General features: G+C 67.2%; 11 protein-coding genes. 9 read left to right on the forward strand and 2 right to left on the reverse strand.

The window, feature by feature from the left end; translation table 11 throughout:
- The first annotated feature begins 41 nt into the window (after nt 1–41).
- The 8 genes from ORI27_RS07085 (at nt 42) to ORI27_RS07120 (ending at nt 9,232) form a co-directional block, all read left to right on the forward strand.
- Nucleotides 42–806, forward strand: a complete 765-nt coding sequence (locus ORI27_RS07085) for an MlaE family ABC transporter permease (protein ID WP_265995796.1) — start codon at nt 42–44, stop codon at nt 804–806.
- A gap of 86 nt (nt 807–892) precedes the next feature.
- Complete coding sequence (locus tag ORI27_RS07090) at nt 893–1,660, forward strand: ABC transporter permease (protein WP_265995794.1); 768 nt, start codon at nt 893–895, stop codon at nt 1,658–1,660.
- Nucleotides 1,661–1,662: 2 nt separating this feature from the next.
- The gene (locus ORI27_RS07095) at nt 1,663–3,018 is read left to right on the forward strand and encodes an MCE family protein (protein ID WP_265995792.1); all 1,356 of its coding nucleotides are present in this window, start codon (nt 1,663–1,665) and stop codon (nt 3,016–3,018) included.
- 44 nt (nt 3,019–3,062) lie between these two features.
- Nucleotides 3,063–4,091: an MCE family protein gene (locus tag ORI27_RS07100; RefSeq protein ID WP_265995790.1), complete on the forward strand. Its 1,029-nt coding sequence runs from the start codon at nt 3,063–3,065 to the stop codon at nt 4,089–4,091.
- Nucleotides 4,088–5,395 (forward strand): MCE family protein, encoded by a 1,308-nt coding sequence (locus tag ORI27_RS07105; RefSeq protein WP_265995788.1) that lies wholly within the window; start codon nt 4,088–4,090, stop codon nt 5,393–5,395. Before ORI27_RS07100 ends, ORI27_RS07105 begins: the two co-directional genes overlap by 4 nt.
- Nucleotides 5,392–6,666, forward strand: coding sequence for a virulence factor Mce family protein (locus ORI27_RS07110; protein WP_265995786.1), 1,275 nt, complete (start codon nt 5,392–5,394; stop codon nt 6,664–6,666). The genes ORI27_RS07105 and ORI27_RS07110 overlap by 4 nt, the downstream gene beginning before the upstream one ends.
- Complete coding sequence (locus tag ORI27_RS07115; RefSeq protein WP_407666229.1) at nt 6,663–7,805, forward strand: MCE family protein; 1,143 nt, start codon at nt 6,663–6,665, stop codon at nt 7,803–7,805. The genes ORI27_RS07110 and ORI27_RS07115 overlap by 4 nt, the downstream gene beginning before the upstream one ends.
- The gene (locus ORI27_RS07120) at nt 7,805–9,232 is read left to right on the forward strand and encodes an MCE family protein (protein ID WP_265995784.1); all 1,428 of its coding nucleotides are present in this window, start codon (nt 7,805–7,807) and stop codon (nt 9,230–9,232) included. Before ORI27_RS07115 ends, ORI27_RS07120 begins: the two co-directional genes overlap by 1 nt.
- Here ORI27_RS07120 and ORI27_RS07125 read toward each other — a convergent pair.
- Nucleotides 9,229–10,350 carry an acyl-CoA dehydrogenase family protein gene (locus tag ORI27_RS07125; protein ID WP_265995782.1) on the reverse strand — a complete coding sequence of 374 codons (1,122 nt, stop codon included), beginning with the start codon at nt 10,348–10,350 and terminating at the stop codon, nt 9,229–9,231. The two genes, ORI27_RS07120 and ORI27_RS07125, sit on opposite strands and share 4 nt — an antisense overlap.
- An 86-nt stretch (nt 10,351–10,436) precedes the next feature.
- Between ORI27_RS07125 and ORI27_RS07130 the strand changes: the two genes are divergently transcribed.
- Nucleotides 10,437–11,348: an enoyl-CoA hydratase-related protein gene (locus ORI27_RS07130; protein ID WP_265995780.1), complete on the forward strand. Its 912-nt coding sequence runs from the start codon at nt 10,437–10,439 to the stop codon at nt 11,346–11,348.
- 31 nt (nt 11,349–11,379) lie between these two features.
- Here ORI27_RS07130 and ORI27_RS07135 read toward each other — a convergent pair whose 3' ends face one another.
- Nucleotides 11,380–14,040, reverse strand: coding sequence for an AAA family ATPase (locus ORI27_RS07135; protein WP_265995778.1), 2,661 nt, complete (start codon nt 14,038–14,040; stop codon nt 11,380–11,382).
- Nucleotides 14,041–14,046: the final 6 nt, after the last annotated feature.

The raw sequence follows: 14,046 nt of genomic DNA on the forward strand, positions 1-14,046 counted from the left end.
TCCCTGTGCGCCGCTTGCCAGGGCCGGTTTGGAGACCGCTCATGAGGACGCTGATCTCGACCGAGCCGCTGGCGAAAGTGGGCGGATTCTTCGCGATGTCGATGGACACCATGGTGTTCATTTTCCGGCGGCCGTTTGCCTGGCGGGAACTGATCGAACAGGCCTGGTTCGTCGCCCGGGTATCGCTGGTCCCGACGCTGATGCTGTCCATCCCGTTCACCGTGCTGACCGTCTTCACCCTCAACATCCTGCTGGTGGAGTTCGGCGCCGCCGACTACTCGGGCACCGGAACGGCGCTGGGCGCGGTGACGCAGATCGGTCCACTGGTGACGGTTCTGGTCGTCGCGGGCGCCGGCGCGACGTCGATGTGCGCCGACCTCGGGGCCCGGACCATCCGCGAAGAACTCGACGCACTGCGGGTGCTGGGAATCAATCCCGTTCAGGCGCTGGTGGTCCCGCGAGTGCTGGCCGCCACCTTCGTGGCGCTGCTGCTGTCGGGGCTGGTGACCATCGTGGGGCTCCTCGGCGGATTCGGATTCTCGGTGTTCGTCCAGCACGTCACCCCCGGCTCGTTCGTAGCCGGCCTGACCCTGCTGGTGGGGGCCCCCGAGGTCGTCATCTGCCTGGCCAAAGCCGCCCTCTTCGGGCTGACGGCCAGTCTGATCGCCTGCTACAAGGGGATCTCCGTCGGCGGCGGCCCAGCCGGTGTGGGCAACGCCGTCAACGAGACCGTGGTCTACACCTTCGTCGCACTGTTCGTCATCAACGTGGTCGCGACCGCGGTCGGGGTAAAGGCCACGATGTGACCGCCGTCGCCTTCCGGGGAACGTTCCCCCGAGCCTCCCGAACCGTCCGGAAATGGGCTGGCGGCTGGAACCGCGTCGGAACGCAGATGCAGTTCTACATTCAAGCGTTGCGCGGCATCGGGGATGCGGCCACGAAGTACAAGTTCGAGCTGCTGCGCCTGATCGCCCAGATGAGCCTTGGCGGCACCGGCGCACTTGCCATCATCGGCGGCACGGTCGTCATCGTCGGCTTCCTGACGCTGTCGGCCGGCGCGCTGATCGCGGTCCAGGGATACAACTCGCTGTCCGGCATGGGCGTGGAGGCGCTGACCGGATTCATCTCGGCCTATTTCAACGTGCGCCTCATCGCCCCGCTGGTCGCCGGTATCGGCCTGGCGGCCACCATCGGTGCGGGAGCGACCGCCCAGATCGGCGCCATGCGGATCAACGAGGAGATCGACGCGCTCGAGGTCATGGGCATCCGTTCGGTGGCCTACCTGGCGTCCGCGCGGGTGGTCGCCGGCGTCGTCGTGGTGATCCCGCTGTACTGCATCGCGGTGCTGATGTCCTTCCTGGCCGCCAGATTCGGAACGACGAGTGTCTACGGCCAGTCCACCGGCGTCTACGACCACTACTTCAACACGTTCCTCAATCCCACCGACCTCATCTGGTCCTTCTTCCAGGCCATCACCATGGCCATCGTGATCATGCTGGTGCACACGTACTACGGTTTCACCGCCACGGGCGGGCCGGCCGGTGTCGGTGAAGCCGTCGGCCGTGCGGTGCGCACCTCACTGGTCACCGCGGTCTGTGTGACGCTGTTTGTCTCCCTTGCCATCTACGGCCAGTCCGGCAACTTCAACCTGTCGGGCTAGCCATGGAAAGAGCACGGGCCGGCGAACGGCGACTGCACCCCGCGTGGTGGACCTTGATCATGCTGGTCACCATCGGCGGGCTGGTACTGATGTCGTCGGCGCTGTTCGCCGGCACCTTCATACCGAGTGTCCCGGTCACCCTCGCAGCCGACCGCTCCGGGCTGGTCATGGAGAGCGGCGCGAAGGTCAAGATGCGCGGCATCCAGGTCGGGCGGGTCAGCCATATCCAAAGCGGCACCGACCACGTCAGTCTCAGGTTGGACCTGTTTCCCGACGAGGTGAAGTTCATCCCGGCCAACGTCTCGGCCCGCATCCGCGCCACCACCGCGTTCGGTGCCAAGTACGTCGACCTGATCTACCCCGAACACCCTGATGCGCAGCGGATCTCGGCGGGCCAGACGCTCTACAGTCAGAACGTCAGCACCGAGGTCAACACGATCTTCCAGAACCTGGTCGGCCTGCTCGACAAGGTGGACACCTCGAAGTTGAATGCCGTGTTGACGGCCGTCGCCGACGGGGTGCGGGGCAAGGGTCCGCGGATCGGGGAGGCGACCAGTGCGGCCAACGAGGTGCTGATCGCCCTGAACCAACGGCAGGACACCATCCGGGCGGACTGGCGGGCGTTCAAGGGCTTCAGCGACACCTACGCGGCGGCCGCCCCCGATATCCTCGCCGTCCTCGACGCCGCGAGCACCACCGCCAAGACCATCTCCGCCAACGCGTCGGCGCTGGATGCATTGCTGCTCAGCGTTACCGGCTTCTCCAACAGTGGGATCCAACTGCTGGCCCCTAACCAGGACAACCTCGTCCAGGCGATCAACACCGCCGAGCCGACAACCGACCTGCTGTACAAGTACAACCCGGAGATCGCCTGCACCATCCTGGGCGCGGTGTTCTACCACGACCACGGCGCCCAGGCCTTGGGCGGCAACGGGCGGTCCGTGCAACTCGACAGCGCGCTGCTGTTCGGCGACGACCTCTACAAGTATCCGGAGAACCTCCCGATCGTGGCCGCCAAGGGCGGGCCCGGCGGGAAGCCGGGCTGTGGCTCGCTACCGATCGTCGACAACAATTGGCCCCAGCGCTACCTGGTGACCAACACGGGGTGGGGAACCGGATTGGACCTACGCCCGAATCCCGGTATCGGACATCCGTTCTGGATCGACTACTTCCCGGCGACCCGGGCGGTACCCGAGCCGCCGTCGGTGCGGCTGAACGGACCGCCGGCGCCCGGCCCGATCGTCCCGCCGGGCAGCCCGCCGTACGGCGCCCCCTGGTACGGACCCGACGGCACACCGCTGTTCCCGAATGTGCCTCCGCCGCCCCCGGCGCCGGCTCCGCCCCCGCCGGGCGGCTGAGCACAGGTACCGATGACACCCGCAACGACCACGAGAGGAGCCGAATGAGGCGATCACTACCGGCCATAGTGTGGCGGCTGGCCGTCTTCGTCGCGGTCTGTGTCTTCGGGATCTTCGGGTTGTTCGCGGTCTTCGGGCAGCTTCGCTTCGAAAAGCTGGTCGAATACAAAGCCCTGTTCAGCAACGTGTCCGGGCTGGAGAAGGGAAACTTCGTCCGCATCGCCGGGGTGGAGGTCGGCCAGATCCGGGACATCACGATCGACGGAGACGCCGGCATGCTGGTGACATTCGCGGTGGACCCCTCGGTGGTCCTGACCCAGGGAACCAAGGCAGCCATCAAGTACGACAACCTGATTCGCGGCAGGTTCATGTCCCTGGGAGAGGGCGCGGGTGGCACCCGGACACTGCGCCCGGGTGACACCATCCCGCTGGCCAACACCTCGCCTGCGTTGGACCTCGATGCCCTGATCGGTGGTTTCCGCCCACTGTTCCGGGCGCTGGATCCCGCGCAGGTCAACGTCCTGACGGCGCAACTCGTCAGCGTGTTCCAGGGGCAGGGCGCAACGGTCGGGACCTTCCTGAGCCAGACCGCCACGTTGACCAACACCCTGGCCGACCGGGACAAGCTCATCGGCGAGGTGATCACCAACCTCAGCACGGTTCTGGGTGTCGTCGGTGACCAGAGCGACCAGTTCGCCAAGGCCGTCGACTCGATCACCGCCCTGGTGCACGGGCTCGCCGAACAGAAGGATGACGTGACCAACGGAATCGCCTACACCGACGCCGCCGCCCGGTCGATCGCCGACCTGCTCGACCAGAGCCGGCCCGCCCTGAAGAGGGTGGTCGACGGTCTCGATCAGGTCGCGGGAACCGCGGTGGCCGATCATGACTACCTCGACAACCTGCTCAACGGTCTGCCCGACGCCTACCGGGTGCTCTCCCGTCAGGGCATGTACGGCGACTTCTTCAGCTTCTACCTGTGCGACATCGTGCTGAAGCTCAATGGCAAAGGTGGCCAACCGGTCTACCTCAGGGTGGCCGGTCAGAGCACCGGGAGGTGCGCCCCGAAATGAAGTCCTTCGAAGAGCGCAACCCCCTGATCATCGGCGGTATCGGCGCGGCGTTGATCGTCGTGATCGTGATCGCCGCACTCCAGTACAACAAGCTGCCGTTCATCAACTCCGACCGCAGCTACAGTGCCTACTTCGCCGATGCCGGTGGCCTGGAACCCGGCGACGCCGTTCAGTACTCCGGTCTGCGGGTGGGTCAGGTGGACGGTGTGGACCTCGACGGGCCGAGGGTGTTGGTCAGATTCGGGGTCCGCAACGACGTACGGCTCGGGGACCGCACCGAAGCCGCGATCAAGGCGCGGGCGGCGCTCGGCGACAAGATCCTCGAACTGACCTCCCGGGGTACCGAGACCCTCGACGGCCCGATTCCCTTGGATCGCACCACGTCTCCCTACCAGCTTCCGGACGCGCTGGGCGACCTGTCGACGACCATCGGCGACCTCGACACCGGACAGCTCTCCACGTCGTTGGCGACGCTGGCCGACACCTTCCGCGACACACCACCGGAGCTGCACCAGGCGATCGACGGCGTGGCCCGCTTTGCGGCGACGCTCAATAAGCGCGACGAACAACTGCGCAACCTGCTGGCCAACGCCAACAAGGTGACATCGGTGCTCGCCGAGCGCAGTGACGACGTGGTCCGGCTGGTCGCCGACGCCAACGCGCTGCTGATGCAGTTGCGGGCCCAGAGCGCCTCGCTGGACCAGGTCTCGTCCAGCGTCAGCGCGTTGAGCCGCCAGCTGAAGGGCTTCATCGCCGACAACAGGCACAACTTCAAGCCGGCACTGGACAAGCTCAACGGTGTGCTGGCCGTCGTCGACAACCGCAAGGAACGCATCCAGCAGGCCATCAAGTATCTGAACAACTACGCGATGTCGCTGGGGGAGTCGGTCGCCTCCGGCCCGTTCTTCAAAGCGTACGTCGCCAATCTGCTTCCGGGACAGTTCATTCAGCCGTTCGTCGATGCCGCATTCTCCGACCTCGGCCTGGATCCGAATGTCCTGCTCCCGTCGCAGCGCACCGATCCGCAGGTCGGACAGCCCGGCACGCCTGCCCTGCCCGTCCCGTATCCGCGAACCGGCCAGGGTGGTGAACCGAATCTGAATCTGCCCGATGCGATCACCGGCAACCCGGGCGATCCGCGGTATCCGTACCGGGAGCCGCTGCCGGCGCCACCGCCCGGGGGCCCGCCGCCCGGCCCGCCGGCGGAGGCGCCGCCGGAGATCGCGTCAACCCCGACGCCCACACCGAGTCCGGTGTTCTCCCCGGCACCCGGTGAACCCAACACCCAGGAGGGTCAGCCGTGAGAACTCCCTTCTTGCGGGTCATCGTCGCCGGGGCGCTTGTGCTCGTCCTGGTGGCGGTAACGGCCGTGCTGGTGTTCAACGGGCGCGGCGGCAGTCACCGGATCCATGTCACGGCCTACTTCGCCAACAGCAATGGAATCTTCGTCGGCGATCGGGTCCGAATCCTGGGTGTGCCGGTCGGCAAGATCGACTCGATCGAGCCGCAGCCGCAACGGGCCAAGATCAGCTTCTCCTACGACAGCAAGTACCCGGTGCCCGCTTCGGCCGACGCGGTGATCCTGTCGCCGTCGCTGGTCACCGCCCGGTCGATTCAGCTGACCCCGGCCTACACGTCCGGCCCGCGGCTAGCCGACAACGCGGTGATCCCGCAGGAGCGCACCGCCGTACCGGTCGAGTGGGACGACCTACGCGAACAACTCGAGAAACTCGTCGCTACGCTGCAGCCGACGAAGCCGGGCGGGGTGAGCACGTTGGGCGCCTACATCAACACCGCCGCGGACAACCTGCGTGGTCAGGGGACCGACCTCCGGCGCACCATCATCGAACTCTCCCAGATGTTTTCGGCCCTCGGCGACCACAGCACCGACATCTTCGCCACGGTGCGAAACCTCGCCGCCCTGGTGTCGGCGCTGCACGACAGTTCCGATGCGATGCGCGAGTTGAACGCCAACCTGGCCGCCGTGACCCATCTGCTCGCCGACGACCCCGGCGAGGTGGCCACCGCGGTCGCCGACCTCAACAGCGCGGTGGGTGATGTCCAGAGCTTCCTGGCCGAAAGCAACGACTCCATCTCGACCACGTCGGAAGAGCTCGCCTCGGTGACCAGCGCGGTCAAGGACAGCCTCGACGACATCAAACAGACCCTCCACGTTGCCCCGACGGCGTTCGCCAACTTCCTCAACATCTATCAGCCCGCGCAGGGCTCGCTGTCCGGCGCTATCGCGATGAACGAGTTCGCCAACCCCATCACCTTCCTGTGCGGCGCGATCCAGGCGGCCTCACGGCTGGGAGCCGAGGAGTCCGCCAAACTCTGCGTCCAGTACCTGGCCCCGATCATCAAGAACCGGCAGTACAACTTTCTGCCGTTCGGCATCAACCCGTTCGTCGGGGCGTCGGCCCGGCCCAACGAGATCACCTACAGCGAGGACTGGTTGAGACCCGATCACGTGCCGACCCCACCACCGCCGCCCCCCTTGCCGGCCGAGGCCACGCCGACCGAACCGAACAGCGGCCTGCAGGGAATGATGGTTCCGGCGGGGGGCGGTGGATGATGAACCCACGTCGATTGCGGCGGACCGCGGGAACCATGGTGCTCGGCATCGCCCTGCTCGTCGTGTCCGGATGCCAGTGGCGAGGCCTCAATTCGCTGTCCCTTCCGGGCACCGAAGGCGGCGGGCCGGGGACCTACACAATCCAGGCTCAGCTGCCCGATGTCGGAACCCTGGAGGAGAACTCGCGGGTGCGGGTGTCCGACGTCAACGTCGGCACCGTTACCAAGATCGAGCGGCAGGGCTGGCATGCGTTGCTCACGATGCGGATCAACGGTGACGTAACGCTGCCGGCGAACGCGACCGCCACCATCGGGCAGACCAGTCTGCTCGGTGCGTTGCATGTCGAACTCGCACCACCGACCACCGGCCGGCCCGACGGTCAGCTGCACAACGGCTCGGTCATCCCGCTGTCGTCGGGGGCCACGTACCCCAGTACCGAACAGACGCTGTCGGCGGTCTCGCTGCTGCTCAACGGGGGCGGCATCGGTCAGATCCAAGAGATCACAAAGGCTTTCAGCGCCGCGTTCAGCGGAAGGGAAGCCGACGTCCGCAGTCTGATCGACCAGCTGGACCGCTACGTCGGCTACCTCGACGACCAGACCGACGACATCATCGCGGCCACCGAAAGCCTCAACAACCTGGCCGGCAAGTTCGCCGCGCAGAAACCCGTGGTCCAAACCGCACTGCGGACCATCCCCGACGCGCTGGCCGTCCTCAGCGACCAGCGTCAGCACCTCACCGACGCCCTGCAGAAGCTCGGGCAGTACAGCGCGTTGGTGGCCGGTTCGGTCGACCAGACCCACGAGGCGCTGGTCAAGGAGCTCGAGGACATCGGCCCCATTCTCGACCAGCTGGCCAGCACCGGGCCGGCGCTGACCCGCTCGCTGAGCGTGCTGGCCACCTACCCGTGGCCGCGGGAGACCCTGGAGACCTGGCAGCGCGGCGACTACGCCAACGACACGTTCATCATCGACCTCACCCTGAGTCGAATCGACGCGGCGCTGTTCACCGGTACCCGCTTCGAGGGCAAGTTGACCCAGGTCGAGATGCAGTGGGGCCGCACCATCGGCCAGCTGCCCAGTCCGTACACCGCCGGCAATCCGCTGGTCATTCCCTACCACTGGGACCAAGGACCGTAATGAGACTGACCAGGCGAACGTGGCTGCAGCTGGCGATCTTCGCGGTCATCGCGATCGTGGCCGGATCGGTGATGGCGATCGGCTACATCCGGCTGCCGAACATGCTTTTCGGTGTCGGACACTACCGGGTGACGATGCAGCTGCCCACCTCCGGAGGGCTCTACCCGGGCGGCAATGTCACCTACCGGGGTACCGAGGTGGGCCGGGTGGAGTCGGTGGGGCTGACCGACAGCGGGGTCGAGGCCGTCCTGTCGCTGCGCTCGAACATCAGGATCCCCGCCGATCTGCGTGCCGACGTGCACAGCGTGTCGGCGGTGGGCGAGCAGTACGTCGCGCTGCAACCGCTCAACGGCAAACCGCCCTACCTGCAGGACGGTGACGTGATCCCGGCTACCAGGACAGCGGTTCCGCCGCCGGTGGATTCGCTGCTCGATGCCCTCGACACCGGCCTGGATGCCATCCCCGGCGACAATCTGAAAACAGTGGTCGACGAGACGTACGAGGCGGTCGGCGGCCTGGGCCCGGAATTATCGCGGATCATCAACGGCTCCACCACACTGGCCATCGACGCCCGGGCGAACCTCGACTCGCTCACCGGATTGATCGATCAATCCAAGCCGGTCCTGGATTCCCAGACCGACAGCTCCGACGCGGTCGCGGCGTGGGCGGCCAACATGGCTTCGATCACCACACCCCTTCAACGCCAGGATGCTTCGGTCACCGGGCTGATCCAGCAGGGTCCCGCCGCGATCGAGCAGGCGCGGGCGCTCTTCGACAAGTTGCGCCCCACCCTGCCGATACTGCTGGCGAACCTGGTGACCATCGACCAGGTGGCCATCACCTACCAGCCCGCGATCGAGCAACTGTTGGTGTTGCTGCCGCAGGGTATCGCCGACCTCCAGGCCGCCGGTGCCGCGAACCGCAACAACAAGCAGGACTACTCCGGTATCAACCTCGACTTCAACCTCAACATCAACCTTCCGCCGCCATGCACGACGGGCTTCCTGCCGGCCACCCAGATGCGGACACCGAACCTCACCGACGCCCCGGATCGGGCTCCGGGCGACCTGTACTGCCGGATCCCGCAGGACTCCATGTTCGCGGTGCGCGGCGCCCGAAATCTGCCCTGTATCACCCGCCCCGGCAAGCGGGCGCCGACGGTGAAAATGTGCGAAAGCGACGAGAACTACCTGCCGCTCAACGACGGCAACAACTGGAAGGGTGATCCGAACGCCACGTTGTCAGGACAGGCAGTGCCGCAGCTTCCGCCGGGCGAAGCCGCGCCGCCGGTGCCGGCGGCCGCCTACGACCGGTCGACCGGTACCTACGTCGGGCCCGATGGAAAGCTGTACACCGAGTCCGATCTGGCAACCGGCGCGGGCCCCCGCACCTGGCAACAGATGCTGCAACCTCCGCCCGCGGGCTAGACCGGCAACCCCAGCGAGGTCGCCAGGGCGCGCCGGTGTGTGACGTCGTCGCCCAGCAGAGCGCAGTTCGCCTGGGCGCGCTTGTAGTACAGGTGGGCCTCGTGTTCCCAGGTGAACCCGATGCCGCCGTGGATCTGGATGTTCTCGCCAGCGCAGCGAAGAAACGCGTCATGGCAGAAGGCGGCGCACAGCGCAGCAGCTTCGGTGCAGTCCCCGACACCGTCGGAACCCAGTGTCCGGATGGCGTGTTCTACTGTGGCCCGCGAGGTCTCGAGGTCGAGATACATGTCGGAACACTTGTGCTTGACGGCCTGGAACGACCCGATCGGCCGGCCGAACTGAACGCGGTTCTTCGCGTATTCCACCGAACTGTCCAGGACGTGTTCGGTGCCGCCCACCGATTCCGCGGCCAGATAGACATTGGCTACCGTCAGCGCCTGCCGCAGGATGGCCAAACCGGCGTCGGCGCGGCCGATCGCGCGTGCCGGGGTTGCGTCCATCTCGACTCTGCCCAGCCGCCGCGTGTGGTCGATCGTCGTCAGCGCGGCGCGAGTCAGGCCCGGCGCGGTGCCGTCCACCTCGTAGATGCCGATACCGTCCGGACCCCGTGCCGCGACCAGAATCGAATCGGCGGTGGCGCCGTCCACCACGAAAGTCTTGGCGCCGGTCAGACACCACCCCTCACCGAGCGGCGAGGCGGTGGTCCGGATCGCCATCGGATCCCAATTCCACGCCGGCTCAACCAAAGCCACAGTCGCCCGGCGTTGCCCCGTCGCCAGGAGGGGGAGAAGGCGTTCGCAGGCGGCGTCGTCGTCGCTGTGCAGCAGGACATTCTGCGCCAAGCCGACGGTGGAGAAGTACGGCATGGGTACCAGCCGGCGGCCGAGCTCGCCCATGACGATCGCAACCTCTGCCGGCCCGCAATCCACGCCGCCATAACGTGCCGGAACGGCCAGCCCGCACAGTCCGAGGCCGGCGAACTCGTCCCAGAGCGGCTGGTCGAAACCCGTCGGCGTGTCCATCACGGAACGGATCAGCGTGTCATCGGCTCGTCGGGCGAGGAACTCGCGCGCGAGCTCGCGCAGGGATTGCTGGTCGTGGCTGAGCTGGGCAACCATGGCGGTCCTTTGTTCTCTCGTCGCGGCCGGAGGAGTCGCGACAGAATTTTATTCTATATGGCACTATACAAATAAGGAGGTTTGGTATGGACAGCAAACGCGCGAAAAGAACCGAGCCCATCGCCGTCGATGACGGGGCGCCGCCGGCGGCGGACGTCGGACGGGTGGACCTTGTGGTGCATGACGGTGTCGCCACGGTCTGGCTCAACAACCCGTCGGCACTGAACGCGTTCACCACCGACATGGTGGATCAATTCCTCGGCGTCCTCGACGCGATCGACTCCGACGACGCCATCCGCGTCGCCGTGGTCACCGGACACGGTCGCGGCTTCTGCTCGGGGGCCGACCTGAGCATGGGCGCCGATTCATTCGCCCGGGACAGCGACGAGTCGGCAGACGGCTGGCCGCCACCGGACCGGGCGGGCACGATCTCGTTGCGGATGATGCAGTGCCGAAAGCCGTTGATAGCGGCGATCAACGGCCCGGCGGTGGGGTTTGGCGCGAGCCTGACGCTACCGATGGATGTCAGGCTGGCGGGTGTGCACGCCCGTGCCGGGTTCCCCTTCGTCCGTAGAGGAATCGTCCCGGATGGGGCGTCATCATGGTTTCTGCCCCGCATCGTGGGCATCAGCCGGGCCGCTGAATGGATGATCACCGGTAAGCTGTACTCGGTCGACGAGCTCCTCGACGCACGGTTCGTCCGCAGCGTCCATCCGGTCGGCCAGCTGCTTCCCGCCGCGCACGCGCTGGCCAACGAATTCGTCGAACAGTCGGCGCCGGTCTCGGTGGCGGTCACCCGCCAGCTGCTGTGGCAGATGTACGGTGCCAGTGGACCTCTCGACGCTCACCGGATTGAATCCGAAGCACTCGCTCGGCTGGGATCCTCGCCTGATGCCCGCGAGGGTGTGCAGGCATTCCTCGAGCGCCGTCCCGCCCGCTTCTCGATGTCGGCGACCCGCGATTTTCCCGACGTCTTCCGCGCCCTGCAGGCCACCTGAGCGCCGAGCCCGCGCTGAGCCACCCGGATTGCTACGAGATATCGCTGAGCGCCGCCGCCAGCTCGGATCGGCCACCGATGCACAATTTCTCGTAGGCGCGCTGGAGTTGGCCCTCGACGGTTCGAGTCGACAGGCAGAGCTTCTCGGCGATCCGCTTGTTGGACAATCCGCCGGCGGCCAACCGCGCGGCGTCGGCCTCGGCGTTGGTCAGCGTCGTGCGCAATTGTGCGGTCTGCAGCGCGGGTGTGGTGGCCTCCAGGCAGTGCTGGCGGAACCGGGCGGCGGTGCGGCGCAGCCCCGCCAACCGCTGTGTCGTGACTTCTTTCTTACGCGCCGTGACGACGGCCTCGCTGGCGGCCTCGGCCGCCAGCAGGTACGCGCCGAGGTCGTAGAACGACTGGGCAACCGATTCGAGTCCCTGCCAATCTTTGGCCTCCAGGGCGCGAATGTTCTCCAGCCGGGCGCGGGCCAGCGGGCCCTGGACACACTGGGCGACCTCCTCCGCTCGGGCGTGGATCCGCCCGTGGCTTCGCACCCTTGCCAGGATGTGCAGACATTCCAGCGCGCCCACCCGGTCGCCGATCCGTTCGCCCAGTGCGGCGCCCTGTTCCAGGCTGTCCCGCGCCGAGGACAGGTCCCCATTGGCAATGTGCGTCCACGCGCGGGCACGAAGGACTTCCACCGCGTAGTAACTCCTGGGCAACCGCAGCTTCTCCAGCTCGGCCAGGGCCGCGGCCGCCGCGGGCCCATCCCCGCCGATCGCGAGCGCGATCACCACATCGATCAGACATTGTTCACGCAACGCCGGCCGACCGAGATCCCGGAACAGCAGTGCGGCTTCCCGCGAATACCGCAGCGATTCACCGACATCGCCCTGTTCGCCCACGGTCTTGCCCAGCTGCCACGCGAAGTACGCTTGGGCCTCGATCGAACCCTGGGCAACGGCGTCGTCATAGTGTTCGCGCGCGGTGGCCAGTGCGCTGCCGAAGTCGCCGGCATAGATCTGCGCCTCGCCGCGGAAGAAGATGTGCAGCCACGGGTAATTGTCCAAGGGTGTGGTCAACGTGGCCTGTGCCCCGTGGCCGAGTTCGGCGGCCTCCAGCGCCTTGTCGACGTCGCCGGTGCGGCCGTAACCGGCCGAGGTGACCAGGCATGCCCATACCAGTGCCGGGCCCTGCGATGTGACGAGCAGCGGCGCCGAGACCCGAACGGCTGCGTCCGGCCCGGTCGCCGCGAGGATCAGCCCGGCGCGCCGCGCGGTGATCTGGTCGCGCAGCTGGGTCGCGCCGGTGGCAGCCTCGGCGTGCTCGGCGATGGTGATCCCGAGTTCGATATGCCCGCTGAACATCGCACACTCCAGCCGGGCCAGGGCGACCCGGGTGCGCGCATCGTCGGTGTCGGCCGCCTCGGCGAGGCGGGCCAGCACCGCCTCCGCGTCGCCGGCCCGCCCCTGCAGATACGCCAGTTGGCCGCCCAGTAGTTCCGCCTCGAACCCGGCGCCGTCTTCGGCGGCGGCCCGTGCCAGGCGGGTGGCCAGGCCGAAGTCGTAGCTCCACCGAGCGTGACAGGCGGCCCGCAGCATCAGCGCCGGGCGGTGCAGGCCGCCTTCCAGACTCCAGGATGCGGCGCGGATGACGTCGTCGACCCCGGCATCGGCGGTGTCCTGGGAAACCTCGGCCAGTGTCCGGGCCAGGCGGCTGCGCCGGACAGCGGTCAGATTGTGTAGCAGGACGTCGGCGTAGACCGGGTGGGCGAGCCTGATCACCAACCGGCGGCCCTCGGATCGACTGATCACCAGGCCTTGGGTTTCCAGCGCATCGACGACCTCACCGGCGCCGGGCAGGCAGGCCTCCAGGTGTCGCAGCTGCAGCGGCTCGCCGAACGCGAGTGCGTCCAGAACGCTGCGTTCCTCGGCGCTCAGCTCGGCCAGGCGATCACCGACCAGCTCCATCAGGCGGGCTGACAGCGGGGATTTGCCGATCAGCCGCCACACGTCGTCATCGAGCAGCAGCGTTCCGGACCGCAGCGCTCCGCGTACCAGCTCGCGCAGGTACAGGATGTTCCCACCGCTACGCATCGCGAACTGCTGAACCACCGAACTCTCCACGACGGCGCCGAGAACGGCGCGCAGGATCTCGGCGATCTCGTCGCTCTCGACGGCGCCGATGTCGACCCTGGTCACATGACCGTCCTTGTAGAGCGACACGACCGGGCTGGGCACTGGATCCGCGGTTCGCATGGTGGCGACCAATGTGCACGCCCCGGCCACGACGGCCTGATGGATGAAGATCGCTGACACCGGATCGAGCAGCTGAACGTCGTCGATGAGGACGACAACCGGTCGGTTCTGCCCGATCGCGGCCAGTCGCCGAACGGCGCGACGCATCCACTCCGCTTGGGCTGAAACCAATTTCGGCAGCGGCTCGTCGTCGGTGAAAAGCACCCCGGCGAAGGCGCCGAACGGGATTTCGGCCGCGGGCCTGGTGGCGGTGGTCCGGATCGTGGCGAGTCCTTTTTCCTCGGCCGCGTCGAGCAGCTGGGCCGCCAGCCGCGACTTGCCCACACCGGCCGCCCCGGCCAGCATCATCGACCTGCCGCCCTGGAAGAGCCGCTGTTCGAGCTCTTCGAGGATGCCCGCGCGACCGACGAACGGCCACTGCTCGTCGCTGTGCGTGGCTACCGGATCGGTCACGGGCAT

It is taken from the genome of Mycobacterium pinniadriaticum (genome assembly GCF_026242045.1).
GTDB classification, from domain to species: Bacteria; Actinomycetota; Actinomycetes; order Mycobacteriales; family Mycobacteriaceae; genus Mycobacterium; species Mycobacterium pinniadriaticum.